The following is a 25,091-nucleotide window of genomic DNA, read 5'->3' on the forward strand; positions in this document are numbered from 1 at the left end:
ACATTTTCGGATGAGATCGACGGTGCCACCGTCGATCTCATCCGAAAATGTCTACCTCGACGTGGGGGCGGGCACGGCTCATCATCAGGCGTCGCCCCTCTAGACTGCTCGCCGTGCGCCTGACCGCTCTTCTGCCCCCACTGCTCGCCGACCCGACGATCGACGACCTCGTCGAAGCGGCCGGCAGCCGCTCCCGCACCGACCGCACTGTTGTCGTCGCACCGGGTGCCCGCCCCGCCGTTCTGGCAGCCATGTCATTGGGGGCGTCCGGTATCGCCCGCGCCACGGGTGCCGCCGTCCCTCATTCCTCCGATCCCGTGGACAGCGCCCCCACAAGCAGGGGCGAGGGCACTCCACTGCTCGTCGTCACCGCCACCGGCAGGGAGGCGGAGCAGACCGCCGCCGCCCTGTCCTGCTACCTCCCAGCCACCGACGTCGCCGTGTTCCCCGCCTGGGAGACCCTGCCGCACGAACGCCTCTCCCCGCGTGCCGACACCGTCGCCACGCGCCTGGCGGTCCTGCGCCGGCTGGCCCACCCCGAGGACGGCTGGGACGCCGGCGACCGCCCCACTGGAGCTGTGCCTTCCGGAGTGCCGGACGCTGCGTCTTTCGGAGCGCCGGACGCTGTGCCTTCCGGGGCGCCGAACCCTCAGCGGGGCCCCATCCGCGTGCTCGTCGTCCCCGTGCGCGCCCTCCTGGCGCCCGTTGTGGACGGGCTCGGCGAGCTCGAGCCCGTTCACCTCGCCAAAGGCCTGGAGGTCGGCCTCGAAGCCACCGCCGAGCGTCTGGCCGCAGCCGCCTACACGCGCGTCGACATGGTCGAGAACCGTGGTGAATTCGCGGTCCGCGGCGGCATCCTCGACGTCTTCCCACCCACTCTCGCCCGCCCCGTACGCGTCGATTTCTTCGGCGACGAGATCGAATCCGTCTCCACCTTCGCCGTCGCCGACCAGCGCACCATCGAGGAGATCGACGCCGTCACCGCCACCGCCTGCCGCGAGATCGTTCTGACCGACGCCGTGCGCGAGCGCGCCCGCAAACTCGTCGACGTCATCCCCGGCGCCGCGGACATGCTGGGCAAGATCGCCGAGGGCATCAACTGCGAGGGCATGGAGTCCCTGGCCCCAGTGCTGGTCGAGCGCATGGTCCCGCTGCTCGACCTGGTCGGAGACCGCCTCGTCGTGGGCCTGGAGCCCGAGCGCCTGCGCAAGCGCGCCGAAGATCTGGTGGCCACCACCGCCGAGTTCCTCGCCGCCGCCTGGACCTCTGCCGCCTCCGGCGGCACCGCCCCCATCGACCTGTCCGCCGCCGCCTTCGCCCACCTCGCCGAGGCCCGCGCCCTGGCACTGTCGACGAACCGGGGCTGGTGGTCCCTGTCCTCCCTCGCCTCCTCGCCCGACATCGTCGAGTTGCCGCTGCGCGATCCCAAGGGCTACCGCGGCCGCCTGGAGGAGGCCGTCAAGGACCTGGGCGCCCTGGCGCGCGAGGACTGGAGCGTCGTCGTGGCCACCGACGGGCCCGGCCCCGGGCGCCGCATGGCCCAGCTGCTCGCCGACGGCGGCGTCCCTGCGCGCATCGTCACTCAGCTCGACGAACCCGCCGACCTGGGCCGAACCGCTTCAGACGAGGCCGTCAGCGGCGACGGCGTCGTCCGAGTCACTCAGGCCAGTGCGGGGCACGGCTTCATTGCCGAGGGACTGCGCCTGGCACTCATCGCCGAATCCGACCTGACCGGTCGGGCCGGAGCGGGGCCGCGGGAGCGCAAGGCCGTCCCAGCCCGCCGCTCCCGCAAGAGCGTCGATCCGCTCTCCCTGCACCCCGGCGATCTTGTCGTTCACGCCCAGCACGGGGTCGGGCGCTTCGTCGAGCTCATGCGCCGCGGAGTCGGATCGGCCAAGAGCGCGGCCAACTCAGCAACCCGTGAATACGTCGTCATCGAGTACGCCCCCTCCAAGCGGGGCCAGCCCGGAGACCGACTCCTGGTGCCCACCGACTCCCTGGACCAGGTCTCCAAGTACGTCGGCGGAGACGCCCCCGCCCTGAACAAGATGGGCGGAGCCGACTGGGCGCGGACCAAGTCCAAGGCCCGCAAGGCCGTGCGCGAGATCGCCGGTGAGCTCGTGCGCCTCTACGCCGCCCGCTCGGCCACCACCGGGCACGCCTTCGGACCCGACACCCCCTGGCAGGCCGAGCTCGAGGAAGCCTTTCCCTACACCGAGACCCCCGACCAACTGGCCACCATCGACGACGTCAAGCACGACATGGAGGCCGCCCAGCCCATGGACCGCCTCATCTGCGGCGACGTCGGCTACGGCAAGACCGAGATCGCCGTGCGCGCCGCCTTCAAGGCCGTGATCGAGGGCAAGCAGGTGGCCGTACTCGTGCCCACCACCCTGCTGGTGACCCAGCACGCCGAGACCTTCACCGAGCGCTACGCCGGCTTCCCCGTGCGCGTCGCCCAGCTCTCCCGCTTCCAATCCGATGCCGAATCCGCCGACGTGCTGAAGGGGCTGGCCGACGGCACCATTGATGTCGTGGTGGGAACCCACCGCCTCATCACCGGTCAGATCCGCTTCAAGGATCTGGGCCTGGTCGTCATCGATGAGGAGCAGCGCTTCGGGGTGGAGCACAAGGAGACCCTCAAGGCGCTGCGCACCGACGTCGACGTTCTCGCCATGTCCGCCACCCCCATCCCGCGCACCCTGGAGATGGCGGTCACCGGCCTGCGGGAGATGTCCACCCTGGCCACCCCGCCCGAGGACCGTCACCCCATCCTCACCTACGTCGGCGCCTACGAGACCAAGCAGGTCGGCGCCGCCATCCGCCGCGAGCTGTTGCGCGACGGCCAGGTCTTCTTCGTCCACAACCGGGTGGAGGACATCGAATCGACCGCCGCCCGCCTGGCCGAGCTCGTGCCCGAGGCGAGGGTCGCCACCGCCCATGGCCAGATGAGCGAGTCGCGTCTGGAGAGGGTCATCGACGACTTCTGGCACAAGGAGATCGACGTCCTGGTGTGCACCACCATCGTCGAGACCGGCTTGGACGTGTCCAACGCCAACACCCTCATCGTGGACCGGGCCGACCGCATGGGGTTGTCCCAGCTCCACCAGCTGCGCGGGCGCGTCGGGCGCGGGCGGGAGCGCGCCTACGCCTACTTCCTCTACCCCGCCGACAGGCCGCTGACCGAGACCTCATTGGTGCGACTGCGCACCATCGCCTCCAACACCGACCTGGGTGCCGGCATGCAGGTGGCCATGAAGGACCTCGAGATCCGCGGCGCCGGGAATCTGCTGGGCGGTGAGCAGTCCGGGCACATCGCCGGGGTCGGCTTCGACCTGTACGTGCGCATGGTCTCCGAGGCCGTGGCCGCCTACAAGAAGTCCCTCAAGATCGGTGGGAGTGCGGGTCCCGAGACCGATGCCGAGGCGGGGATCGACGAGGACCTGCGCATTGAGCTGCCCGTGGACGCCACCATTCCCGAGGATTATGTCGCCCATGAGCGGCTGCGTTTGGAGGCTTACACCAAGTTCGCGGCCGCCCGCAGCGAGTCGGAGGTGGCTGATGTGCTTGAGGAGCTCGCCGACCGGTACGGACCCGTTCCCGAGCCCACCCGGCGTTTAGCCTCTTTGGCCAGGCTGCGTGCGCTCGCGGCCCACCTGGGGGTGCGCGAGATCGTCGCCCAGGGCAAGTCCATTCGCTTCGCCCCGGTCAGCCTGCCCGAGTCGGCGCGCATGAAGGTCACTCGCCTCTACCCCGGAACCGTCCTGAAGCCCGCCACTCGGACGATCGTCGTCCCTGCGCCGGGTACTGCCCGCATGGGCGGAGGGCCCATTGAGGGGGAGGACCTGCTGCGCTGGGTCGAGGTGCTCCTGCACGCCGTGATCGCTGGGGACAAGGACTACGAGGTTGAGGCCACCAAGTACCGACGGCGGCGGTGAGGGCGAAGGCGGCGGGCCTGTAGTGCCAAGCTCCGGGCCGCAATACACGATCTTCGCCTGTATGTCGCGATCGTCGATGGGGCGTAGCGCCGAGGTGTCCAAAACGGAGGAGATCACCTTGCCATCAGCATCGGCATCCGCCTAAAACCAGCACTTTCGGCTCTCCCTCGTCGGGGCTGCCGCGTTGATCTCCTCCGTTTTGGACACTTCACCCGGAGGGAGCGGAGTCCCCGCTTTGTGCCGGCCCAGAATTCTTTGGTGTTGTTCTCCAATATGCGTTCGAAGAAGGAGAACAGCTGCGGCGGAAAACCGAGGAAACCGGGGGATTCTGGGGATCGTCATGATTGTGGTTGGGTCCGGGCCCGGTTGAGGGCGAGGCAGGCGTCCAGCCAGAATTGCAGCCGGTCATCGTCGGCGATGGAGCCCGCCGCCACATGGAGCCAGCCGGGTCCCATCTCGCGCCCCGGGCCCATCTCGGCCGGGGAGGCGCCCGGCTGCTGCGACATTTCCGCGTCGGCGGCGGGGTCGATATGCGCCAGGAGATCTCCGCCTTTGAGAGCGCAGCACAACATCTTGCCGCGCACCATGATGGCCCGCGCGCCGAACATGGTGACCTCGCGCGAGATCGGCTCGTCGTGAAGCAGCTTCCGCAGTCGGACGAGGAGAGCCTCCTGCCCCCGTTTGCCCCGTTCTCTCGCTGCGCTCTTAGGGCCGCTCATGATGCCTCGGGCGGGGCGAAGGAGAGGCGATCGAAGATCAGGACGCTATCGGTGATGAGGCCGTTCTCCACGGTGAAGCACTCGGCCGCGGGGGCGGTGCTGGTCACGGCGGTCTGCGGGTAGTAGAACAGTGCGACGCGCTCGCCCTCGGCGAAGGAGGCGATATCGACCAATCCGGTCAATGCCGGGGCGAAGCCGCCGATGAACTCTCGATACTGGTCCTTACCGGTCAGATTGATCCCGGGGGCGCGGCAGGTGATGTCGTCGGCCACCAGATCCATGGCGGAGTCGATATCGCCGCTGGTCCAGGCCCGGTGGTAACGCTGGATGACGGTTGTCGGATTGGCCATTGATTCGGTCATGATGCTCCTCGGTGTTGGTGATGCCGGTGCCGGTGCGGGCTCGGGGGCACTGCGCGGGAGCCAGGAGTCCGGGCCGGGACGCCCGCCCTCGGCCGCTTCGTGGAGCCGGGGGATGAAGTGCTCCCAGCCCTCTGCGTGTCCGGGGACCTTGCTATCGGGCAAGTCCGAATGGGTGAGCTCGACACGAGTGCCGCCCTCGATCTCGATGAGTCGGAATTCGACGGTGGATGCGCCCGGCGGCAGGTCGTCGCTTCCCGCGAATCCCCACGAGACGACGACGCGCGAGTACGGCTCGACGTGCAGGTACTGTCCCCGGACCGGGTATCCGGAGATATCCACGGCGAACCGGCCGCCCTGCCTGGGATCCAGCTCGGCGAATTGCCCCATCCAGGCGGTCATGCCCTCCTCGGTGGTCAAGAAGGTGAAGACGACGCGCGGTGGTGCGGCAATATCAATGGAATGGGAGAACTGCGAGAGCTCAGTCATGCCGTGCGTCCTTTATCCCCCGGGCCTCCTGCGCCTTCTGAGATTCCGGGTGGGCCTCCGCGGCCGCCTTGAGGGCGGACAGTCTGGTGGGCCAGAAGTCGTCGAGATAGGCGCGCACCGCTGTCAGGGCGTCGGTGTTGATGACGTACAGGTGACGGTTCGCGTCGTGAGTGCTGGTGGCCAGTCCCGCTCGGCGCAGCACTCGGAGGTGGTGCGAGGCGGCCTGCTGCGACATGCCGAGTTCATCCGCCACCGCCCCGACCTGGTGGGGCTCGTTTCGGATGACCTGCATGATGGCTCGACGATTCCGGTCGGCCAGTGCGCGCAGGGCCAGGTCGAGGTCGATCGCGGGTTCAGCAGCCATCTCGGTCCTTCATGATCGCCACCGTATACAAAGGTATATTTGTATACAAGGGGTGTCGGCTGCCGTTTCGCCTCACCCGGTGGCGCCCGACCGCCGGCTGCCCGCGGGTGAGGCGGAAGTGGCATCAACCCGGCGCTTTCGAAGAGGGCCTGGGTTAGACTTTCGTACTGGTGAGGTGGCTCGCAGCATGGTCGCGCTGCCGCATGATGGAGGCCGTCAAGGCTTTAAGGACGCTCATGAAGTTGCATCCCGCTCTATGCCGTACGCCGGCCCTTGTCGTCGGCGCTCTTCTCGTTCTCCCGGTTCTGCTAACCGGGTGCAAGGGCTCGTCCAGCTCCCAGCCGGCCGAGACCGGGGGCGGCCCCGCGGCTCAGACCTCCGACGCCCAGGGGGCGGCGAGCAGCCAGGCCTCGCCGGAGCCCGGTGGGAAGGTGGCGACGGAGGCGTCTGAGGAGGCTACGCCGACGCCGAGCCCGACTCCGGAGTGCGCCGACAAGTCGGGGGCTGACGCCCTCGGCACCTGGGCGTCCCAGGTGCCGACCTACAATGGTTGGGCCTGGGATACCACGGAGGCGGACGTTTCCACCTATGACTCCTGCGCATCCCTGTCCTGGATCGTTCTGCCGATCGAAGGCGGCACGGCCTCGTCTCCCTACCAGATCATGTTGTTCCATTATGGTGAGTACATAGGGGTCACCAGCGACCAGATGATCGGATTCTTCCCAGAGGTGGAACGTCTTGATGACGAGACCATCCAGGTCACCTATAAGTGGCCGCGCGATGGGGAGAGCACCGCTGGAGCATCGGGGCGGTCAGTATCCGTCTTCACCTGGGATGCGATCACCCGTGCAGTGGTGCATTCCGGCGAATGGCCACCCACCATCGACGAGTAGGCAGACGAGTAGAAATTTAGGGACGAGAACAGGTTGCTGGGGCTGGGCTGCTGCGGGCGGGCCTGACGCCCATGTCTACCTCCATCGTTTCTAGGAACGGAGTCGCCATTGGGCGACAGCGGCCCCGGCGTCGAAGGCCGCTGTCGAGAGGATCACCGCGGTTCCAAGGGTGCTCTGCGGACGCCGCAGGGCGATGCCGCAGGTGAGGACCCACCCCAGATTGATGAGTGCTGCCCGCTCGAGGTCCGCATTGCGGATCGGCTTCCTGCGCGCCGAGCGGAGCAGCAGTGCGCTCGTGCCTCCCAGCGCGGCCGCCAATGGTGCTCGAGCGCACCTGATGTGCAGCGGTGAGCCGGGCCCGATCGCCACCGTTCCAATGGCTGCTGCGGCGCAGGCGATCCCATCGATGGCGAGGGCGGTGCGGGCATGGCGCTGCTCGGCGGATTCGTGCTCCGGCGCCGGTTCGTTGCCCGCTTGATCCGTTGGGCGTCTGAGGGGTTCAGCCCGGTGGGGTGAGTGGGGTGAATCGTCGGTGTCGTTCCTGCTGTGATCGGTCATGCGGACAGGCTACGTGCCGCACGTGCGGGGGTGCGTGAGGAAGCCGGAACCCTGGTGCGACGCCCGTCCTCCGTGCCGAGCCACGTTATGGGCGTCGGATCAGCCGGGGCAGCAGCCGCACGTAGACCACCATGACGATGAGCTCCACGAGTGTCTGGGTGACGACGACGATCGGCGCCAGGGCGTCCGGCAGCGCGAGAGCCAGGGGGAGAACCACCAGAGAGTTGCGGGTGGTTCCCGAGAAGGCCAGGGCCAGGCGGGCGCTCCTGTCCTGATGCGCCAGCAGCCCGACGACATTGCCGGTCAGCGGCATGATTGCGGCGAAGATGAGGAATATCGGAATGACGCGCACGAGGAGGCCCAGATGGGAGGCGACCGCGGCGATCTGGGAGGCGGTCACCACCATCAGGGTGGCCATCATGAGCGGAACCATGAGCGCCGTCGTCCCGCTCTGGACTCGGGCGGCCGGGCGGTAGCGGGCTGAGGCCCATTGGGTGAGGGCGGACAGCCCCAGTGGCAGGGCGATCATGACGATGAAGGCCAGTGCGAATGGGCGTCGGCTGATGGAGGCGAGCCCCTGGCCTGCGAGGGCCGCCAGCCAGATCGGCAGGAGAAGGGTCTGAGTGAGCATGAGTACGGGGGAGGCCGCCAGGATTCGCTCCCAGGCGCCGCCTGCAAGCCGGGTGAACACCATGACGTAGTCCACGCAGGGCGCCAGAAGGACGAGTAGGAGTCCCATAAGAAGGGCGGGGGAGTCGCTGACCAGGCGGGACAGGGGCGCCACCACCAATGGCGCCAGGACGAAGTTGACGATCAGGAGCGCCACCACGAAACGCGCGTCGGTGACGGCGGTGCGCAGACGAGTCAGCGGAACTCCAAGGAAGGTCGCGTACAGCAGCGCAACCAGGATCGGATTGATGGCGGGTTCTAGAGCTCCCGCGGCGTCCGGCAGGATCAGGCCCGTTGCCGTGCCGAGTGCCAGGGCGGCGAGGTAGAGAGGCACCTGGTAGCGCTCCATCCATGCGACCGCGCGCGTCGCCCCGGGCTCACTCATGGCCGAACCGTACCGTCATTGGCCGTATGCCGTCTCCAGGCCCGGAGCACCGCGGCGTCACCTCAAGCGTACGGCGACCGTCGTCCGAGAGCCTTGTCATCAGCCGGTTGCGGGGCTCCGGACGTTTCGTGCCTTAGTGAGCAGGGGAATGAGCAGGAGCGCCATGACGATGGTGCTCAAGCGGTTCTTCAGCAGGTCCTCGCCCGGTGATGCGGTGGGCAAGCCGTAACCGAGGACGGTGACGAGGACCAGGAAGCCGAGCATCGCCCAGGTGGAGACGACGGCGGTGCGCCTGTGCAGCACGCCGGCTCCGCAGGCGATCTCGAAGAACCCCAGCACGATGGTGAGCCGGCCGATGTTCGGCATGACGAAGGCGCGCCACAGCTCACTCAGCCAGGTCAGCAGTGCGGTGTCGGCGAAGGCCGCATAGCTGTCCGGCATTAGCCTGCCGAAGATGAAGTGGGAGATGCCCCCACCGATGAAGGCCAGGGCGTACAGCGCTCGGATCGCCTTCCGGTACAGCCGCATCATGCCTCCTTCAGGTGCGTGTGCCGGAAGTGTCGGATATGGCCGGACAGGAGCGCGTCGGCTCGCTGCTCGTCGCGCTCTGCGAGTCCGATGAGCAGGTGGATCGGCCCGAAGAAGGCCAGAGCGACCTGTTCGGGATCCAGTCCCTCGCGGAAGTCGCCGGTGGCGATCAGGGAGCGGAAGAGTTCGGTCTGGAAGGACAGGGGACGGGTGATGAAGTAGTCGTGGTAGCGCGTCGCGGCATCGGCCTCACGGTACTGCTCGACGGTCAGGAGGCGGCGCAGGAGTGCGAACTGCGGGTCGTGGAGGACGACGTCGAGCATGCCGCGGGCGATCGCCAGTAGCGACTCCTCACCCACGCCCTGGTAGGTGCTGGCGGCGTCGGCGCCCGCGGTGATGGTGGTGCCGACCCGGGCGGCCACCGATCCCAGATGCGCGTCGGCCCGCTCGATGAGCGCGTCGAGGAGAGCCTGCTTGGAGGCGAAGTGCTTGTACACCGAGCTCTCCCGGATACCGACCGCTCTGGCCAGGTCCCGGATCGACGTGCCGCCGAATCCCTTGCTGGAGAACTGCTCAAGGGCGGCATCCAGTAGAGCCTCGCGGGTGTTCCGGGAGGTGCGGCGCTTCGACGAGGGTGTGCGGGGCGGAGATTCCGGATCTTCATCGGCTAACGATCGTTCGCTTCCCATGATGGCAGGGTAGGCGCTTGGGGTTCGCCCCACAATGGTGCTGCGGTGCGGCTGCCCGGAGCTTTCTGCGCGCGGCGTCATCCGAATGGACGACGCTAGGGAAAAACGGTTGTGCTTTCCCCACGAGGGGCGCACGATGGGCATATATGCGGTCGCATCATCGAGAAGGCCTGTCCCTGGAGTCTTCTGCAGTGCTCAGTCTGGGGATCGTGGACTATGACCCGCTCGCGCTGTACGCCTTGCGGGACCTGGTGCGACGATCCTCGGAGCGAATTCGTCTGCTGTGGTCGGTGCGCAGTCGTCGTGCGGCTCTGCGCCGCCTTGCCGCCTTGCCGCCGTGGAGCCGGTGCCCGATGTGATCCTGATTGATTCCGAGCTGTCTGATGACTCGGGCCGAGAGGTGCCGTTGACGCGGGAGGCGTCTCAGGCCGGGGCCGCGGTCGTGGCGATGTCCGCCTCCGGCGTTGAGGGCGGTGGGGCCGTGCGTTCCGATGCTGACGGTTCGCACGGTTCTCGAGCCGTCGTGCCCAAGGAGACGCTGCTGCTCGGGGGAGGGGCGATCTGGCGGGTACTGCGGCGCGTGGCCACGCCGGAGATCGACGATGTTGACGATGTTGATGGGGCCGCCGTTCCGCCAATGGTAAGGCCTCTCAGTGATAAGGAGCGTCGGGTCATTGAGCTGTATGCGCTGGGGTTGACGACCCAATCGGTGGCTTACCGCATGTCCGTGGCGGAGAGCACCGTGAAGACCTATGCGCGTCGCGCATACAAGAAGCTCGGGGTCGGCTCGCGCGCGGAGGCGGTGGCGGTGCTCGCCCGCCAGAGCGCGCTGTAATCGCTTGCGCCGCTGGGCTTGTGTTGCTGCGTCGAGGTTTGCGAACCCGACGAGATAGACATTTTCGAATGAGGTAGACGGTGGCACCGTCTACCTCATTCGAAAATGTCTATCTCGTCGGGCTAGGAAGCGTTGGGTGCGCCCTCAGACCCCATCAGGCTCCCGTCGGTCATGGTGAGCACGCGGTCGCACGCGTTCGCGACGCGGGGGTCGTGCGTGGCGACGACCAGGCAGCCGCCGGCCTGACGCGCCTGTGAGAGAAGCAATGAGGTGATGTCGTGGGCGGTTTCCGAGTCCAGGGAGGCGGTCGGCTCGTCGGCGAGTATGCAGCGCGGGTGGTTGATCAGCGCCCGCGCTACGGCAACCCGTTGACGCTCCCCTCCGGACATCTGTGACGGCTTCTGATTACCGGCCCACTCGATTCCGACAGCGGACAGTGCCCTTCTCGCTCGCTCTTTTCTGTCCTTCCTCTTGACGCGCGGACGGGCGTACTCCAGGGGAAGCGAGACATTCGCCAGTGCGGTCAGCTGGTCGACGACGGCGTAGTCCTGAGGGATCATGCCGATCAGGCGGTTCCGGGCACGCGCCCTGGGCGTGCGCCCCGCCGGTGCGCGTTCGGAGTTGATGAGCAGAGTACCGTTGTCCGGCAAGATCGTCAGCCCGAGAACGCCGAGCAGAGTGGATTTCCCGCAGCCGGACGGCCCCATGACCGCGACCGACTCGCCCTCATCCACCGATAGCGATGCGGAGCGCAGTGCGTGCACGGTGTTCTTGCCGCGATGGTAATCGACGCTGATGTCGTGCAGTTCTAAGGCATGTGTCATGGGGCTTCTTTCTGTGGATGAGCTTCTATTCCGTTCGCTCGTCTATTTTGTGCTTTCCTTTTTTGTCTGCCGCCGGTGCCAGTGGTGGAGAAGCTTCTGGATATCCTGCGCGTTGTCTGCGTCAGAAGCACAACATAGATCACTATCAGCGCTGCCTCGGCTGCTGCTGCGGCGGTTGTGATCGGCGGCCCTGCCAGGGAGAAGAAGAGGACTGCGCATGTGGGCAGCACGAGCATGGTGGAGGCGAGGAAGACAGCGACCCGCAGGCATATATCGGCAGTGGTGGCGCCGTACTGGTGGCGGAGGAGCAGCTCCGCTCTTTCTTGGCGGAGAGTTGAGCTGATAGAGGCGCTGTACGCGAACAGGATGAGTGTTGTCAGGGCCAGCAGACTGAGACCGTACAGTCCGGCTCTGATCATAATGTCCCTGTAGCGCTCCGGTTGGTCGGCGGCGATGCGGTGTGGGACGAGCGTGAGTCCTTCATTGTTCGCATCGCGCGCGAACTGCGCGACTTCTTCATCCGTGGGGGCGAATAGAACCGTTCTAGTTAATGCTTCTTCCTGCTCTACATCGTCTAGATGATCGAGGCTATCTGGAGGGAGGTTGATGAGAACCGTGGTTCCCAGGTCGATTCCGTTCATATTCGGGTCGAAGAGCTTTGTCGTCGAGGGCATGCGTGCTACAACGGGGACTGTCTGGTCGCCGATGGAGAGCGAACCGTCGAACTCGTTCTTGATGTTCTCACCGGCCATGGCGCACGGTGCCGGCGAGCACAATTCGACTCCAGAGACGGCCTCCTGCGCAGAGTCTCCGATGAGGATAACTGTGTGGTTGCCTCCGGCGAAGGAGTGGTTTCCGAGCTCGACATTATTGATGACTGTAGTGTATGCAGTGCCGGCGTTGATTCTTTTCCCGATATTCTCCATGATCTCGGTACTTGGATCTATTTTTAGGGGGCGCGTGCGGTAATAGGCTGAGAATGTGACGGCGTCACGCTGGCGAAGGTGATATGCGCCGATCATGACCGATGTCTCCGTTATGATGTGTGACAGCACCACGGTGAGCGTCATGCACGCTGCGGTGATCATAAAAGCAACACCTGCAGCGCTCCAACGGTGGCGCCACGCGGTCCGGATCCCTCCCGAAACTTCTGTGCGGATCATGAGGAAGCCCGTTTGAGATGGGATGATAGAATGAGCGCGAAGGTCGCTTGTCGGATTACCCACATGACTATTCCGCCTATGAGCGCTCCGAGTGTTAAAATAGTGAATTCCCGGCTTCCGGGGGCACTCGTGGCGATGAGCGATGTGGTCATCAGTGCGACTCCTGAACCGATTGCGGTTCCGGCGAGGACGGGGACTAGTTCTCGGCGAGCTCGATCACGAATAATTTTTAGCTTGGTCGCGCCGACCAAGACGCGCAGTCGGATCTCCTCGCTCTGCTCTGGCAGCCTCAGAACAACAGTTCCCATGACACAGACGATGCTCAGTAGTATGAACAGTGTTGAGGTCGCGACTGGGGCGTCGTAAATCAACGAGATCAGCAGCGGTTCTTGCTGCTTGGTGCTTTGCGGGCGTAAGCCCTGCGCCTCCATCAGCTCGACGATGCGTGCTAATGTGTCAGGATCTGTTGTCCCCAGATGCAATTCTCCCGTATCGAAGGGGGCTGCGCCAAGCACCTCGACAAACTGGAGATTGCTGTTCGACGGCGTTAACCCAGGAACTTCGATACTGCCGAGCACGTCGAGCCCCTGTGGCGCTAATGGAGCCTGTCCGGAAGATATCCACGTCTTGTCCGAATAAGAACCTTTAATGGTGTACACGCCAGGCTCTGGATCGGCAGTACTACTGGCGGCATTGAGGGGCTTCATTCATCCGATCCTATGGTTGGGGTCGAAAACCACGAGATCGGGAGAACTATCGCCATTCGAGACCTTGATCATGCTAATGTCATTCTCGGAGAGGAATGCGCGCAAGTCGCGTGCTGCTTGCGCCTTTTGCTCCGCGGTGGCGGATCGGGTGCCATTCATCATAGTGATCGTGGTCATTGGTCCGCTCATCCCGTAGGTGATTTCCGACCTATTATCTGTCCACCACATGAATGCGATCGCGAGGAAAGCTACAAGTACCCCGAAGGTTATTCAGGGGTTGGTGTAGGCGTAGAGGGCTAGGGTGGCTGTGATAGTTTCTTTGAAGGTGTGCAGGGGGCGCCTGTAGTCGTGGGCCAGGATCTTCCAGGATTTGATGTGCGCGATGGTTCTCTCCACGACATACCGGATTTCATTTAGGGATTTGTTGGCCTGCTTCTGGGCCTTGGTGAGCTCACTGTTGGGAGGTTTCTTGTAGGGGGTGAGAACCCCGGTTCCGATGTAGCCTTTATCGGCGATGCAGCAGGAGGGGTCGATCTCCTCCAAGAGACCGGAGGTGGTGATGGCCTTGGTGTCGTGGGTGGCCCCCGGTAGCGGGTCTGAGGCCCACCGCAGGCGCCCGGCGGGGCTGACCAGCACTTGCAGGCTCAGGCCGGTGCGCTTGTGCTTGCCCGACCACAGGTCCGTCCGATCCTTCCAGCTCCAGCACGGCAGGAGCGTACCGTCGATGATGTGCACGCCCCCATGGGGGACCTCCTCGACGGTCGCCAGCACAGGCCCCAAGACCCTGGCGATGATCCGGGTGACCACCGAGATCGCCCGCGAGATCGTCGGCTGTGACACCCCCATGATCTCGGCGATCGCCTCCTGGGAGGTGTTGGTGCGCAAACGAGCCGTCACCCATTCAACACACCGAACCCCTAAACCCCCATACACGCCCCTGAATAACCTTCCCCGTAGGGAACGGCCAAGAGTCCGCCTGTTGAATGATCGGAGCTGAAGTTTAAGGCCGGCGATCGCGTCGAGATCGGTCAGGATCGGCCAGGTCTGGGCGACGGGCGCCCGTACGCTGGATGGGGCTGGGCGTGGACCACCAGACGCGTCGTCATAAACGTGCGCCGTCGGGCTACCATGAGGGGGGCGGATCGCCGGCGCCGCCTGGAACCCGGGCCGATCCGCACGACAGTCCGTAGACAGCCCATGACAGGGAGCCCGCCGTGACCCATACCGTTTCGCGTGCCGCACGCCTTCTTGCCGCACTCGCCGCTGCGGCTCTGACCGGGGGAGTGCTCGCGGGGTGCTCCGCCCATCCCGGGCAGGCCTATGTCGGGACCTATACGGGCAGCGACGGGAAGCCCCACTCGGTCTCCGTCTCGGAGAAGGACGTCCAGACCGCATCCGCCGAGCTCTCCGACCTGCCGGGAATGGACACGAGTACGGTCCAGGAGAACCTGCTTTCGCTTCAACTCTTCGAAGAAACCGCCAAGAAGTACGGCGTCGTCGTCAGCGATGACGACGCCCGGGCGGCCCTCGCGGACTCCAACAGCTCTGGCGATTACTCCCAGGCGAGCATTGATGTGGCGCGCTCCGTACTCATCTCCCGGGCCCTGAGCTCGCTGGACGACGATCGCCGGGCTGCGTTCGCCTCGGAGGTCGGCGCCATACAGGCCTCGCTGGTGGGGGATGCCTCCCCGCGCTACACCTTCACCCAGAAGGGTTGGCGCGTGCCCAGCTCCGACGAGCTCGCTCCGGGCGACTCGCGTCAGTCCTGATGCTCCTCTGCTTTTTCGCCGCCGTCCCGGTCGCACCGCCTGTCTGCGCCGTCGTCGCGGGCCCGATGCTCGCCGGGCGTGAACAGCCCGGTAAATCCGATCAATTCCGATCAAGTCCGACAAATTAGGGGACCTACGCCCTCGTGGTGGCGGACAGCGGCCGGTAGGCTGACCCCGCATCCGGATCACCTCGATCGATCGATCACAGAACAAGGAGCACCAAGTGGCCCTCATCGAGACAGTTAAAGCCCGCGAGATCCTCGACTCCCGTGGCAACCCGACCCTCGAGGTCGAGATCCTCCTGGAGGACGGTGCCTCGGCCCGCGCCGCCGTCCCCTCCGGCGCCTCCACCGGTGCCTTCGAGGCCGTCGAGCTGCGCGATGGCGACAAGGGCCGCTACCTGGGCAAGGGCGTCGAGAAGGCGGTCGCCAACGTCAACGACGTCATCGCCCCCAAGATCATCGGTTTCGACGCCGCCGACCAGCGCGGCCTTGACCGCCTCATGCTCGAGCTCGACGGCACTCCCAACAAGGGCAAGCTCGGCGCCAACGCCATCCTCGGCGTCTCCCTGGCCGCCGCTCAGGCTTCCGCCGAGTCCGCCGGCCTGGACCTCTTCCAGTACGTCGGCGGCCCGGGCGCCCATGTCCTGCCCGTGCCGATGATGAACATCCTCAATGGCGGCTCCCACGCGGACTCCAACGTCGATATCCAGGAGTTCATGATCGCCCCCATCGGCGCCCCCACCTTCCGCGAGGCCCTGCGCATGGGCGCCGAGGTCTACCACGCCCTCAAGGCCGTGGTGAAGGAGCGCGGCCTGTCCACCGGTCTGGGCGACGAGGGCGGCTTCGCCCCCAACCTCGACTCCAACCGCGAGGCCCTCGAGCTCATCGTCGAGGCCATTGAGAAGGCCGGCTACAAGCCCGGCAAGGATGTCGCCCTGGCCATGGACGTCGCCTCCTCCGAGTTCTTCGACGAGAAGACCAAGACCTACAACTTCGAGGGCGAGGCCCGCGACAACGCCTTCATGGTGGACTACTACGAGAAGCTCGTGAAGGACTTCCCGATCGTCTCCATCGAGGACCCGCTCTCCGAGGACGAGTGGGACGACTGGAAGGCCCTGACCGACAAGATCGGCGACAAGGTCCAGATCGTCGGCGACGACTTCTTCGTCACCAACCCCGAGCGCCTCGCCAAGGGCATCGAGCTCGGCGCAGCCAACGCCCTGCTGGTCAAGGTCAACCAGATCGGCTCCCTGACCGAGACCCTCGAGGCCGTGGAGATGGCCCACCGCGCCGGCTACAAGTCCATGACCTCCCACCGCTCCGGTGAGACCGAGGACGTCACCATCGCCGACCTGGCCGTGGCCACCAACTCCGGCCAGATCAAGACCGGTGCCCCCGCCCGCGGCGAGCGCATCAACAAGTACAACCAGCTCCTGCGCATTGAGGACGCCCTGGGCGAGGACGCCGTCTACGCCGGCGCCAGCGCCTTCCCGCGTTTCAAGGCCTGAGCTTCGCTCGGGGCGGGTACGGCGCAGAGCCACAGCCTGAGCTCATCTCGTTGGGGTGCAGCGGATTTCTCCGCTGCACCCCAACGTGCTTTCCGGAGGCGCGAATGCTCTTCGGTTCTTGAGTGAGGTACGCCGAGGGCGAGCGACCCGCCGACGACGGCGCTCGGTCATTCCCGGGGGCGGGTGCAGGATCAGTCCCATGACGCCGCGCCGACCTGCACCTGCCCGCCCGGGAGCCCGACCCGGTGCGCGCCGAACCACGCGCACGACGTCCAGGCCGGCCCCGGAGCCGCAGGCATCATCCCCGGATACCGCCGCTGCGAGCCCGGATCCGGCCCCCGACCGCGAGCCCCCCGAGCGGGCCGTCCTGCGCCTGGGCGGCACCGACGGCCTGGCCGTGCCCGCCCGCGCGATCATCCTGGTCCTCGTCCTCCTCCTCGCCTTTGTCGTGACCTTCCCCTCGCTGAGAGGGTATTTGTCCCAGCAGGCCCGGTACGACGCCGTTCTCAGCGATATCGCTCGGGCGCGGGACACGTCCGCCTCTCTGGAGCAGGAGCGCGCCCAATGGCAGGACGACAACTACGTCAAGTCTCAGGCTCGTGAGCGCTTGGCCTACGTCATGCCGGGGGAGACGACCTACGTCGTCGTCGGGGCGAATCGGTTCGAGAACGGCTCCGGCTCTGGGACCGCCGGCGGAGAGTCGAATGAGCATCGCCCCTGGTACGACGTCGTGCGGGAATCGGCGCGAGTCGCCGGTGGGACCGAGGAGGCGCCGACACCGTCTGCGTCTGCTGATCCTGCGGAGCCGGGCGGAACCACCCCGACGCCGTCCGCTCCCGCACCTGCCGCCACTGCGCCCGGAACCGCTGCTCCCTCCGGCGCTTCCGCCACTCCTTCCGGTGCTCCCACCCCTGGTTCGACTCCCTCGTCAGCACCGTCAGAATCGGCAGGAGCCACCCCATGACCGTGCCCCGGACTTCCGATACGGCTACTACTCCAGCCACTCCAGCCACTCCAGCCACCGCGGCGGCGTCCTCGGTCTCCTCCTCCGACGTGGACGCCCTGCGCGAGCAGCTCGGCCGCGTGCCCAGGGGAGTGGTCGGCATCGCGGCGCGCTGCGTGTGCGGACGCCCCGCCGTCGTACGTACCGCGCCGCGCCTGCCCGACGGCTCACCTTTCCCCACGACCTACTACCTCACGCATCCCGCAGCCGTGAAGGGCTGCTCCACTCTCGAGGCGGAGCACCTCATGGAGGAGTTCAATGCGCGGCTGGCCGCCGATGAAGCGCTTGCCGACGCTTATGCGGCCGCCCACGAGGACTACCTGGCCCGTCGCGCCGAGCTCGGCCGACCCGAGGAGATCGAGGGGGTCTCGGCCGGGGGCATGCCCACCCGGGTCAAGTGTCTTCACGCCCTGGTGGGGCACGCGCTGGCGGCAGGTCGCGGGGTCAACCCGATCGGGGATCTCACACTCGCCGTCCTCATCGAGCGCGGTTTGTGGGATCCTGCTCGGTGCTTGTGCTGAGATCGCGCTGAGCGCCCGAACCGACCCAGGAGAACCCGACCATGACACGCGTCGCCGCCGTCGACTGCGGCACCAATACGATTCGCCTGCTCATTGCCGACCTGATCCGGGACGGAGCCGGGCGCGCCCATCTGGAGCCGCTGCGTCGTCGCAATGAGATCGTCCGTCTTGGGCAGGGAGTGGACCGCACCGGCATGCTCGACCCCGCCGCCCTGGAGCGGACGCTCGCCGTCGTGAAGGACTATGCCGCCGATTGCGCCGATCTCGGCGTGGAGCCTGGGGAGGGGAATCGCCGTTTCGTGGCCACCTCCGCCACCCGCGACGCCCGCAACCGCGAGGACTTCGTGGAGGGCGTCCGGCGCCTGCTCGGCGTGGCCCCCGAGGTGGTCTCCGGCCAGGAGGAGGCCCGACTGTCCTTCACCGGCTCACTCCTGGGGGCCGATGAGTCGGGGTCGGCGGGTGGCGTGGCGCCGCGGCTCGTCGTCGATCTCGGGGGAGGCTCCACCGAGCTGGTTCTGGGTGTGGACGCCCCGGCTGCTGCGATCAGTCTCGATATCGGCAGCGTGCGCCTGACCGAGCGCTACCTCGCCGACGGCGTCACTCCCGCTGCTGAGGAGGCCGCCCGCATCGAGGTGCGCGAGCTGCTGGATCGCGCTGCTCGGACTGTCGATCTGGCCGCCACCGGCCGCCTCGTGGGGCTGGCCGGCACGATTACCACCGTGACGGCTCACGCCCTGGGGCTGGCGGAGTTCGACCCCGAGGCCATTGATGGCGCCGAGCTCAGTGTTGAGGATGCCTTGGCCTCCTGCGATGCGATCGTCCACTCAACCGCGGCCGAGCGCGAGTCCTGGGGCTATCTGCGGCCGGGGCGCCGTGACGTCATCGCGGCCGGGGCGCTCGTGTGGAGCGAGGTAATCGCCCGCGTCGTGGCCGAGACGACTGTGGCGGGGCGCCCGTTGGGGGTCGTCGTGACCAGCCTCCACGACATCCTCGACGGTATCGCCCTGTCCCTGGCCCGGGGGAGTGGCCGATGAGCGGGGCGGACGGTCCGGAGGGATGTGACGGTGGCGCCGGTATGGGCGGCACCGAAGGTGGGGCCGACGGCGCGGTCCCGGCGCTCGTCTGGGGGCGTTGCCGCATTGCCGGGGGAGCGCCCGCTGTGGCCGTCTCCCTGACCGGGCCGACGGCGGATCACGTTCGGCGGCAGGCGCGGCGGGCTGCTCGGGCGGGTGCTGATGTCCTGGAGCTGCGCGTCGATCTGCTGGAAGAAGTGCGGCGAGCGCTGGGGGAGACGCCCCGCCCGAAGGCGAGTTCCCTGCGTGCTGTTGCCGATTGCGTGGTGGAGGCCTTGACCCTGGTCGAGGCTGCTGCCCCGGGGGCGCCAGTGCTGCTCACCTGCCGTACGGCCGCGGAGGGCGGTCGGGCCGTGCTGGACGATGCCGGCTACGCCGGCGTGATGCGCCTCCTGCTTGATGAGTTGGCCGCATGGGAGCCGCGGCGGCGTCCGGCCGCTGTTGATATCGAGGTCCAACGGGGGTGCCTGCTCGAGGTTGCCGCGCGGGCCCGCGATCTCGGCGTTGATGCGGTGGGGTCCTTCCACGACTTCGAGGGCACCCCTCCCGACGATGACTTGGAGAAGGTCCTGAACCGGATGGTGCAGCAGGGGGCCGACCTGGCCAAGATCGCCGTCTGGCCGGCGAGTGCTGAGGATGTGGCCCGCCTGCTGGGCGTGACGGCGCGGGCTGCCGCGAATCTGCCGGTGCCGGTGGCCGCCATGTCCATGGGGGCGCTCGGGGCGATCAGCCGTGTCGCGGCGGTTTTCGGCTCGGCGCTCACCTTCGCTGTCGTGCCTGACGAGGAAGGGCGTCTTGGGGCCTCCGCTCCCGGGCAGCTGCCCATCGACGAGGTGCGCCGCTGCTTGTCCCTTCTTGGTGGCCGGTAGCGAAGAGGCAATTTTAATGCCCCAATGAGGTGGCCTATTCAGTGTCCTTGAGTTCGAGAAAGGGTGAGGTTTGTTGTGGCCTTGCAGTTTGCAATCCGCAATTTAGTATAAAGGGTTGTATTCTGATGGTCGCGGAGATGGGGGAGATGCTGCGACTAAGTTCAAGTAGGATGTGCATCATTTTTTGGAGTTGAGAGTTTGTGTTCAAGGAATGCGTACGAATACCCATGATTGTGGGTGTGCTATGGGGGCTGGTTCTGTCGGTGTCGGGCTGTGGGGTGGTGGAGCGTCAGCGGGAGGCTCGGGCGTCGGCGTCGGCGTCGGCTGCGACTGCGGCGGCATCGGCCACGGCGGCTGTTGCCGACAATATTCCGGTGTGCGAGCTCACTGAGGCCGCCGATCTGGAGTCCATGACCGGAGGGCAGATCCGCAACTTTTCTTACGTTCACAGCCCTCCTCCTGGGGGTGATAACGGCTCTTCCGCTGTAGGTGCTAGCGGAGAAACAAAGTCGAGTTTCGCCTGCTATGTTAGATATGTCGAAAATGGTCCGTTGCGCGATATTGAGGTAAGGTATGGATTCAATCCAGGGGTGTCGACGAGCTTCTTGACATTGGAAGACGCTAAGGCTGAGAAGAGTGCTCAGCCGGTTGTCCTGGATGGTTTTGAGGGTGAAGGTGTTATTGTTCGTCGCGATGAGATTAATTCGTGTCTCATGTGGCGCTTCCCCAATGACTATTATTTAACTGTTGCCATTAATAGCGATCAACCGGGCACTCAGGATGATAACGATAAGAAGGAGGATTACACCGGTTTGGCGACGGAGATCGCTCAGCTGGTGGGTGCTCGTGTGCTCGAGGTGGCGGCCGGTCCAGAACAGAAGCTGACTTTCTATCCGGAAGGGTCCGAGCCTCCGGATACCGATGTCGCTCCGCCCCTCACCCCCTGGCCGTCCCCAGCCGGATAGGGGGTTACGAGCTCGGCCTTCCCGAGATGAACGCGGTGAACCGATTTCAATGCGGAGCTGGACCGATCTCGGTGCGGAGTACGACCGATCTCGAGCCGGAACTGGACCGATCTCGGTGCGGAATACGACCGATCTCGCGAGAATCGCTTGCGGGAGCAGCGGAACATCACAGAGGGCGAACCACAGAGAGCGAACGGAAGCGGGGCGCTTCGTGGGGAGCTTCACCGGGGGCGCGCCTACCGGAATCGCACGCTCATGCCGTATTCTCGCCTGCGTTGCCCCGGCGAGGGACGCGCTGACCGCGCGCATCCGTGATCGACGTGGTGGTGCCGGACGGTGCTGCGCGTTGTCGCGCCACGCCGGGCCACCAGATCGCGGGGCTCCGCCCCCACTACGACCGCCGCGGGGCGCCGCCCCGCCATGACTGAGGAGAGCCTCATGGCCAACAACGCCATCACCCTCAAGGGCACCGCCCGTACCGTCCTCGGCAAGGGAGCCTCGCGCCGGGCCCGCCGCGCCGGCCAGGTCCCCGCCGTCGTCTACGGCCACGGCACCGACCCGCGGCACGTCCTCCTCGACGAGCACGACACCCGCCTCGCCCTGCGCAACAACGACAACGCGCTCATCGAACTCGACATCGACGGCGAGCGCCTTCTCGCCCTGACCAAGGAGGTCCAGCGCCACCCCATCCGCCCCGGTGTGCAGCACGTCGACTTCCTCCTGGTCGACCGCAACGAGCGCGTCGAGGTCGAGATCCCCGTGACCGTCGTCGGCGACGCCGCGCCCAGCACGATCCACATCATCGAGCTGCCCCACGTCGTCGTCTCCGCCTCGGCGGTCTCGATCCCCGAGTCCATCGAGGTCGACATCACCGGCGTCGAGGCCGGAACCGCCATCCGCGTCGCGGACCTGACCCTGCCCAAGGGCGTCGAGGCCATCACCGACGCCGAGATCGACGTCGTCAACGTGGCCGCCGAGGCCGCCGTCGCCGACAAGGCGCCCGAGCCCGACGCCGACGGCGAGGCCGCCGAGGCTTCCGCCGAGTGACATCGCGGAACGACCTCCGAGCTCGTCTCCTGAAGGAGCACCCATGAGCGAGGCCTGGCTCGTCGTCGGGCTGGGCAACCTCGGGACCCGGTACGCCCGCAACCGCCACAACGTCGGCCATATGGTCATCGACGTCCTGGCCGGGCGCGCCGGGTCCCGGCTCTCCAAGCACAGGACCCGTGCGCGAGTGGCAGAGGTGCGCCTGGGCATGCTCCCCGGAGGCGCTCCCGGCCCTCGAGCCATCCTCGCCGAGTCGGCCGGCTACATGAACGTCTCGGGCGGACCGGTCAAGGCGCTCGTCCGGTTCTACGGCGTCGATCCGGCCACCCGGCTGCTCGTCATCCACGACGAACTCGACCTGCCCGCCCATGAGCTGCGCCTCAAGCGCGGGGGCGGCGAGGGCGGGCACAACGGCCTGCGCTCGATCAGCCAGGCCCTCGGCGCCAAGAACTATGCGCGCCTGCGCGTGGGGATCGGGCGGCCGCCGGGCCGGCAGGACCCCGCCGACTTCGTCCTGTCCGACGTCCCCGCCCGGGAGCGGGACGAGCTCGCGGTCACGCTCGAGCGGGCGGCCGATGTCGTCGAGGAGGTCGTCACCCGCGGTTTCGAGGACGCCCAGCAGCGCTTGCACTCCGCCTGAGACCGGCTCGGTCACGGGGCTCGGCGGGGTGACGGGCCCGGCGGCTGCGGCGGGAGGAGTCCTCAGGCTCCCATGAGTCCCGTCTCGTAGGCGACGACGACGGCCTGGACGCGGTCGCGCACATCCAGTTTGGCCAGGATATTGCCCACATGCGTTTTGACGGTCGTGGCCGAGACCACCAGGCGCTCGGCGATCTCGGAATTGCTCATACCCTGCGCCATGAGCACGAGGATCTCTTTCTCCCGTGGCGTGAGCGAGGCGATCCGGGGATCCTCGTCGGTCTGCCGGCTGCTGCTATCAGGCAGGTGAGAGGCGAACATCTCCAGCATGCGTCGTGTCACGCGGGGGGAGACGACGGCCTCGCCGCTGGCCACCGTGCGGATGGCCTCCGCCAGTTCCGCCGGCCGAGTGTCCTTGAGCAGGAATCCGCTGGCTCCGGCGTGCAGCCCCGCGAAGGCGTACTCGTCCAGGTCGAAGGTCGTCAGGATCAGGATCTTCGTGGCGGGGCATTGAGCGGTGATGGCCGCCGTCGCATCAATGCCGTTCATACCGGGCATGCGCACATCCATGAGGATGACGTCGGGGCGCAGCGCACGCGCCTGGGCCAGGGCGGAGGCGCCGTCGGAGGCCTCGCCGATGACCTCAATGCCGTCCTCGGCGTCGAGAACCATGCGGAAGCCCATGCGCATGAGCGCCTGGTCGTCGGCCAGCACCACCGTGACCGGCGCATCCCCGGATCGTTCGGTGGAGGAGTTCACAGCGGAAGCTGCCACGGAGAGGTCCCTTCGTCGTCTTCATCCCAGCGCAGGACAGCGCGCACGCGCCATCCCGTGGCGGTCGGGCCCGCCTGGACAGAGCCACCATAGACGGCCGCGCGCTCCCGCATGCCGATCAGCCCCTTGCCCGATCCGTGCATGGGCCTGGACCCCGGAGCGGCGTCGTTGTCGACGGTGAGTACGGCGGTTCCTACGTGGCGGTCCACAGTCACCCTCACCGCGCGGGTGGTGGGCGCATAGCGCAGAACGTTGGTCAGCGCCTCCTGGGTGATGCGGAACATCGCCAGTTGCAGGCCCTTGTCCTCGGGCAGGCGGCTGCCCTTCCAGGTGTAGGTCACGGGGACTCCGGCCGCTTTGAATCGGGAGACGAGGGTCGCCAGGTCCGCTTGCTCAGGCGCGGGCGCCATGGGGGTGTCGCCCTGGGAGGTGTCCGTGCCCGCGTCAGTGGCCTCCCTGCGCAGGTCGGCGATCTTCTCGCTGGGTTCGACGGGGGCGACGGTGCCCGGCGGCGCGAACTCGGGTACGGGCAGGTCGCGGACAACCGGTGCCGAGCCGGTGCTCGTCGGCGCACTGCCGCGGTGACGGGGCGCATCGGCATCGGCAATCGCGTCGTCGGCGTCCCCGTCGATGCTCTGGCCAATATGCTGCTCCGCGTCTTTGAGCGCGAGTACCGATTGGGGAGGCGAGTCCGACTGGGCCGGCTGGGGCGGCTGGGCCGACTGGGCTGAAGCTGCCGACAGGGCTGCTGGTGCTGAAGACGTCTCGGGGCCGTCGCGCAGCACGCCCACGAGCCGGCGCGTGTCGGCCAGGGCGGAGCGTCCGGTCTCCGCGAGCATGGCGAGCGCATCCTTGGCCATCGCCGGGTTGCGGTCGATGGCGGCGGTAGCCCCGTCGGCCATGGTGATCATGACGGCCAGGGAATGGGCGACGACGTCGTGCATCTCGCGGGCGATACGGCTGCGCTCGTTGGCCGCGGAGAGAAGCGCCTCCTGCTCCCGGGCCAGCGCCAGGCGCACGGAGCGCATCCGCATCTCCTGCAGCTGAACCTCCTGGATCCTCAGGAGCATGCCGATCAGGGCGCCGATGATGCAGATGAGGCAGGAGACGAGGTAGACGAGTCCCGTCTCCGTGACGGATAGGCCCTCCAGCCAGATGCTGGTGATCGTGGAGGGCGCCGCGGAGGCGAAGGCCGCCGCCCAGACCCAGGAGGGGCGGCGGCGCATGGCGAGCGCTGCCAGGCACATGGGTATTGCGATCACGTTATAGGCGGGCAGAGAGTTCACGATGATCGTGAAGGTTTGCGGGTCGAAGTGGTAGATGTGATAAATGGCGATGTCATGCGCCGTTGGGATGAGGACGACAGCTGCCCACGCGACAACCGGATACGTGCGTCGCACGCACAGTGCCGCCGTACACAGGGCTATCGCCGTGATGGTGATGGGCAACCAGGAGGCGATGGGGGTGTTCGCGGTCAGCACGGGACCGAGCCCCAGGAGCACATTGAGGATGAGTACGACGGCAGCCAGGATGGAGTCGGCCATGACCCGGTGACTGCTCTGCCAGCGCATGAGGCGCATCGCCGTGGGCGGCATGCTCATCAGCACTGCTCCGTTCCGGCTCCTGGGCGGGTTGTCTGCGTGGTCCACGGAGCCATTGTGTCCATCGCGTCCTTGTCGGTGGTGGATGTGGTGCGATCGGGTGCGCCGACGGCGCCCGGGGCGGTGTGCTCATCGGGCGCCGTCGGCGGTGGTCAGGGGCGTGCCGGGGCTTGCCGGGGGCTGTAGTTGCTCCGGTGGCC

Annotated in this window: 27 protein-coding genes; 13 read left to right on the forward strand and 14 right to left on the reverse strand. The window is 66.8% G+C overall.

What is annotated here, in order from left to right:
* Window positions 1–113: 113 nt before the first annotated feature.
* Entirely contained in the window at window positions 114–3,938 is a 3,825-nt protein-coding gene (mfd, locus tag W5W_RS0111760) for a transcription-repair coupling factor (protein WP_029574293.1), read from the forward strand.
* A gap of 338 nt (window positions 3,939–4,276) precedes the next feature.
* Here mfd and W5W_RS0111765 read toward each other — a convergent pair whose 3' ends face one another.
* The 3 genes from W5W_RS0111765 to W5W_RS0111775 are packed head-to-tail and all read right to left on the reverse strand — an operon-like array spanning window position 4,277 to window position 5,869.
* Complete coding sequence (locus W5W_RS0111765) at window positions 4,277–4,657, reverse strand: TfoX/Sxy family protein (RefSeq protein WP_017195527.1); 381 nt, start codon at window positions 4,655–4,657, stop codon at window positions 4,277–4,279.
* The gene (locus W5W_RS0111770) at window positions 4,654–5,505 is read right to left on the reverse strand and encodes an SRPBCC domain-containing protein (protein ID WP_017195528.1); all 852 of its coding nucleotides are present in this window, start codon (window positions 5,503–5,505) and stop codon (window positions 4,654–4,656) included. The genes W5W_RS0111765 and W5W_RS0111770 overlap by 4 nt, the downstream gene beginning before the upstream one ends.
* Window positions 5,498–5,869, reverse strand: coding sequence for an ArsR/SmtB family transcription factor (locus W5W_RS0111775; RefSeq protein ID WP_017195529.1), 372 nt, complete (start codon window positions 5,867–5,869; stop codon window positions 5,498–5,500). The genes W5W_RS0111770 and W5W_RS0111775 overlap by 8 nt, the downstream gene beginning before the upstream one ends.
* 236 nt (window positions 5,870–6,105) lie before the next feature.
* Here W5W_RS0111775 and W5W_RS15300 point away from each other — a divergent pair, with 236 nt between their 5' ends.
* Entirely contained in the window at window positions 6,106–6,762 is a 657-nt protein-coding gene (locus tag W5W_RS15300) for an LppP/LprE family lipoprotein (protein WP_017195530.1), read from the forward strand.
* Between the two features lie 90 nt (window positions 6,763–6,852).
* On the opposite strand, the gene W5W_RS0111785 is transcribed toward W5W_RS15300, so the two are convergent.
* The 4 genes from W5W_RS0111785 to W5W_RS0111800 all read right to left on the reverse strand — a co-directional run bounded on the left by W5W_RS0111785 (window position 6,853) and on the right by W5W_RS0111800 (window position 9,591).
* On the reverse strand, window positions 6,853–7,320 hold the full coding sequence (locus W5W_RS0111785) for a hypothetical protein (RefSeq protein ID WP_017195531.1): 468 nt from the start codon (window positions 7,318–7,320) through the stop codon (window positions 6,853–6,855).
* An 85-nt stretch (window positions 7,321–7,405) separates the two neighbouring features.
* On the reverse strand, window positions 7,406–8,374 hold the full coding sequence (locus W5W_RS0111790; RefSeq protein WP_017195532.1) for an arsenic resistance protein: 969 nt from the start codon (window positions 8,372–8,374) through the stop codon (window positions 7,406–7,408).
* A gap of 99 nt (window positions 8,375–8,473) precedes the next feature.
* Window positions 8,474–8,902 carry a hypothetical protein gene (locus tag W5W_RS0111795; RefSeq protein WP_008731261.1) on the reverse strand — a complete coding sequence of 143 codons (429 nt, stop codon included), beginning with the start codon at window positions 8,900–8,902 and terminating at the stop codon, window positions 8,474–8,476.
* Window positions 8,902–9,591, reverse strand: coding sequence for a TetR/AcrR family transcriptional regulator (locus W5W_RS0111800; protein WP_008731249.1), 690 nt, complete (start codon window positions 9,589–9,591; stop codon window positions 8,902–8,904). Before W5W_RS0111800 ends, W5W_RS0111795 begins: the two co-directional genes overlap by 1 nt.
* A gap of 146 nt (window positions 9,592–9,737) precedes the next feature.
* On the opposite strand from W5W_RS0111800, the gene W5W_RS16200 reads away from it, so the two are divergent.
* Both W5W_RS16200 and W5W_RS0111805 read left to right on the forward strand, forming a co-directional pair.
* Window positions 9,738–9,950, forward strand: coding sequence for a hypothetical protein (locus W5W_RS16200; protein WP_154650342.1), 213 nt, complete (start codon window positions 9,738–9,740; stop codon window positions 9,948–9,950).
* Window positions 9,947–10,426, forward strand: coding sequence for a helix-turn-helix transcriptional regulator (locus tag W5W_RS0111805; RefSeq protein WP_154650343.1), 480 nt, complete (start codon window positions 9,947–9,949; stop codon window positions 10,424–10,426). Before W5W_RS16200 ends, W5W_RS0111805 begins: the two co-directional genes overlap by 4 nt.
* A 122-nt stretch (window positions 10,427–10,548) precedes the next feature.
* Here W5W_RS0111805 and W5W_RS0111810 read toward each other — a convergent pair whose 3' ends face one another.
* The 5 genes from W5W_RS0111810 to W5W_RS0111825 form a co-directional block, all read right to left on the reverse strand.
* Complete coding sequence (locus tag W5W_RS0111810) at window positions 10,549–11,250, reverse strand: ABC transporter ATP-binding protein (protein WP_017195534.1); 702 nt, start codon at window positions 11,248–11,250, stop codon at window positions 10,549–10,551.
* Window positions 11,247–12,320, reverse strand: a complete 1,074-nt coding sequence (locus tag W5W_RS0111815) for a hypothetical protein (RefSeq protein ID WP_193760092.1) — start codon at window positions 12,318–12,320, stop codon at window positions 11,247–11,249. The genes W5W_RS0111810 and W5W_RS0111815 overlap by 4 nt, the downstream gene beginning before the upstream one ends.
* A gap of 89 nt (window positions 12,321–12,409) precedes the next feature.
* Window positions 12,410–13,120 (reverse strand): FtsX-like permease family protein, encoded by a 711-nt coding sequence (locus W5W_RS16205; RefSeq protein ID WP_154650344.1) that lies wholly within the window; start codon window positions 13,118–13,120, stop codon window positions 12,410–12,412.
* Window positions 13,121–13,297, reverse strand: coding sequence for a hypothetical protein (locus tag W5W_RS16375; protein ID WP_008731254.1), 177 nt, complete (start codon window positions 13,295–13,297; stop codon window positions 13,121–13,123).
* 93 nt (window positions 13,298–13,390) lie between these two features.
* Complete coding sequence (locus W5W_RS0111825) at window positions 13,391–14,017, reverse strand: transposase family protein (RefSeq protein ID WP_008731232.1); 627 nt, start codon at window positions 14,015–14,017, stop codon at window positions 13,391–13,393.
* A 317-nt stretch (window positions 14,018–14,334) separates the two neighbouring features.
* Here W5W_RS0111825 and W5W_RS0111830 point away from each other — a divergent pair, with 317 nt between their 5' ends.
* The 9 genes from W5W_RS0111830 to pth all read left to right on the forward strand — a co-directional run bounded on the left by W5W_RS0111830 (window position 14,335) and on the right by pth (window position 22,517).
* Window positions 14,335–14,889: a hypothetical protein gene (locus W5W_RS0111830; RefSeq protein ID WP_008731234.1), complete on the forward strand. Its 555-nt coding sequence runs from the start codon at window positions 14,335–14,337 to the stop codon at window positions 14,887–14,889.
* Between the two features lie 223 nt (window positions 14,890–15,112).
* Window positions 15,113–16,399, forward strand: a complete 1,287-nt coding sequence (gene eno / locus W5W_RS0111835) for a phosphopyruvate hydratase (protein ID WP_008731259.1) — start codon at window positions 15,113–15,115, stop codon at window positions 16,397–16,399.
* Window positions 16,400–16,598: 199 nt separating this feature from the next.
* Entirely contained in the window at window positions 16,599–17,363 is a 765-nt protein-coding gene (locus tag W5W_RS0111840) for an FtsB family cell division protein (protein ID WP_017195536.1), read from the forward strand.
* Complete coding sequence (locus W5W_RS0111845) at window positions 17,360–17,923, forward strand: DUF501 domain-containing protein (RefSeq protein ID WP_017195537.1); 564 nt, start codon at window positions 17,360–17,362, stop codon at window positions 17,921–17,923. The genes W5W_RS0111840 and W5W_RS0111845 overlap by 4 nt, the downstream gene beginning before the upstream one ends.
* A gap of 41 nt (window positions 17,924–17,964) precedes the next feature.
* A complete protein-coding gene (locus W5W_RS0111850) occupies window positions 17,965–18,957 on the forward strand; it encodes a Ppx/GppA phosphatase family protein (protein ID WP_017195538.1) in 993 nt (330 codons plus the stop codon).
* A 41-nt stretch (window positions 18,958–18,998) separates the two neighbouring features.
* Window positions 18,999–19,865 carry a type I 3-dehydroquinate dehydratase gene (aroD, locus tag W5W_RS0111855; protein WP_017195539.1) on the forward strand — a complete coding sequence of 289 codons (867 nt, stop codon included), beginning with the start codon at window positions 18,999–19,001 and terminating at the stop codon, window positions 19,863–19,865.
* A 227-nt stretch (window positions 19,866–20,092) separates the two neighbouring features.
* Window positions 20,093–20,830, forward strand: a complete 738-nt coding sequence (locus W5W_RS16210; RefSeq protein WP_154650345.1) for a hypothetical protein — start codon at window positions 20,093–20,095, stop codon at window positions 20,828–20,830.
* A 438-nt stretch (window positions 20,831–21,268) separates the two neighbouring features.
* Window positions 21,269–21,877: a 50S ribosomal protein L25/general stress protein Ctc gene (locus W5W_RS0111865; protein WP_008733548.1), complete on the forward strand. Its 609-nt coding sequence runs from the start codon at window positions 21,269–21,271 to the stop codon at window positions 21,875–21,877.
* A gap of 43 nt (window positions 21,878–21,920) precedes the next feature.
* Window positions 21,921–22,517, forward strand: a complete 597-nt coding sequence (gene pth, locus W5W_RS0111870) for an aminoacyl-tRNA hydrolase (protein WP_008733565.1) — start codon at window positions 21,921–21,923, stop codon at window positions 22,515–22,517.
* Between the two features lie 62 nt (window positions 22,518–22,579).
* Here the strand turns inward: pth and W5W_RS0111875 are convergent, their stop codons facing one another.
* Together W5W_RS0111875 and W5W_RS0111880 are read right to left on the reverse strand one after the other, a co-directional pair.
* On the reverse strand, window positions 22,580–23,275 hold the full coding sequence (locus tag W5W_RS0111875; protein ID WP_008733545.1) for a response regulator: 696 nt from the start codon (window positions 23,273–23,275) through the stop codon (window positions 22,580–22,582).
* Window positions 23,272–24,897, reverse strand: a complete 1,626-nt coding sequence (locus tag W5W_RS0111880; protein WP_017195542.1) for a sensor histidine kinase — start codon at window positions 24,895–24,897, stop codon at window positions 23,272–23,274. The genes W5W_RS0111875 and W5W_RS0111880 overlap by 4 nt, the downstream gene beginning before the upstream one ends.
* Between the last annotated feature and the right edge of the window lie 194 nt (window positions 24,898–25,091).

The organism is Actinomyces massiliensis 4401292, assembly GCF_000269805.1.
Lineage (GTDB): Bacteria > Actinomycetota > Actinomycetes > Actinomycetales > Actinomycetaceae > Actinomyces > Actinomyces massiliensis.

What these genes read in the sequence shown, in the direction of transcription:
- W5W_RS0111840 (WP_017195536.1), top strand. Translation starts at nt 16,599, where the DNA reads ATGACGCCGCGCCGACCTGCACCTGCCCGCCCGGGAGCCCGACCCGGT.
- W5W_RS0111815 (WP_193760092.1), bottom strand. Translation starts at nt 12,320, where the DNA reads ATGACGCTCACCGTGGTGCTGTCACACATCATAACGGAGACATCGGTC.
- W5W_RS0111775 (WP_017195529.1), bottom strand. Translation starts at nt 5,869, where the DNA reads ATGGCTGCTGAACCCGCGATCGACCTCGACCTGGCCCTGCGCGCACTG.
- W5W_RS15300 (WP_017195530.1), top strand. Translation starts at nt 6,106, where the DNA reads ATGAAGTTGCATCCCGCTCTATGCCGTACGCCGGCCCTTGTCGTCGGC.
- pth (WP_008733565.1), top strand. Translation starts at nt 21,921, where the DNA reads ATGAGCGAGGCCTGGCTCGTCGTCGGGCTGGGCAACCTCGGGACCCGG.
- W5W_RS0111765 (WP_017195527.1), bottom strand. Translation starts at nt 4,657, where the DNA reads ATGAGCGGCCCTAAGAGCGCAGCGAGAGAACGGGGCAAACGGGGGCAG.
- W5W_RS0111770 (WP_017195528.1), bottom strand. Translation starts at nt 5,505, where the DNA reads ATGACTGAGCTCTCGCAGTTCTCCCATTCCATTGATATTGCCGCACCA.
- W5W_RS16205 (WP_154650344.1), bottom strand. Translation starts at nt 13,120, where the DNA reads ATGAAGCCCCTCAATGCCGCCAGTAGTACTGCCGATCCAGAGCCTGGC.
- W5W_RS0111790 (WP_017195532.1), bottom strand. Translation starts at nt 8,374, where the DNA reads ATGAGTGAGCCCGGGGCGACGCGCGCGGTCGCATGGATGGAGCGCTAC.
- W5W_RS0111800 (WP_008731249.1), bottom strand. Translation starts at nt 9,591, where the DNA reads ATGGGAAGCGAACGATCGTTAGCCGATGAAGATCCGGAATCTCCGCCC.
- W5W_RS0111785 (WP_017195531.1), bottom strand. Translation starts at nt 7,320, where the DNA reads ATGACCGATCACAGCAGGAACGACACCGACGATTCACCCCACTCACCC.
- W5W_RS16375 (WP_008731254.1), bottom strand. Translation starts at nt 13,297, where the DNA reads ATGACCACGATCACTATGATGAATGGCACCCGATCCGCCACCGCGGAG.
- W5W_RS0111845 (WP_017195537.1), top strand. Translation starts at nt 17,360, where the DNA reads ATGACCGTGCCCCGGACTTCCGATACGGCTACTACTCCAGCCACTCCA.
- W5W_RS0111850 (WP_017195538.1), top strand. Translation starts at nt 17,965, where the DNA reads ATGACACGCGTCGCCGCCGTCGACTGCGGCACCAATACGATTCGCCTG.
- W5W_RS16210 (WP_154650345.1), top strand. Translation starts at nt 20,093, where the DNA reads ATGATTGTGGGTGTGCTATGGGGGCTGGTTCTGTCGGTGTCGGGCTGT.
- W5W_RS0111865 (WP_008733548.1), top strand. Translation starts at nt 21,269, where the DNA reads ATGGCCAACAACGCCATCACCCTCAAGGGCACCGCCCGTACCGTCCTC.
- W5W_RS0111795 (WP_008731261.1), bottom strand. Translation starts at nt 8,902, where the DNA reads ATGCGGCTGTACCGGAAGGCGATCCGAGCGCTGTACGCCCTGGCCTTC.
- W5W_RS0111810 (WP_017195534.1), bottom strand. Translation starts at nt 11,250, where the DNA reads ATGACACATGCCTTAGAACTGCACGACATCAGCGTCGATTACCATCGC.
- W5W_RS16200 (WP_154650342.1), top strand. Translation starts at nt 9,738, where the DNA reads ATGCGGTCGCATCATCGAGAAGGCCTGTCCCTGGAGTCTTCTGCAGTG.
- aroD (WP_017195539.1), top strand. Translation starts at nt 18,999, where the DNA reads ATGGGCGGCACCGAAGGTGGGGCCGACGGCGCGGTCCCGGCGCTCGTC.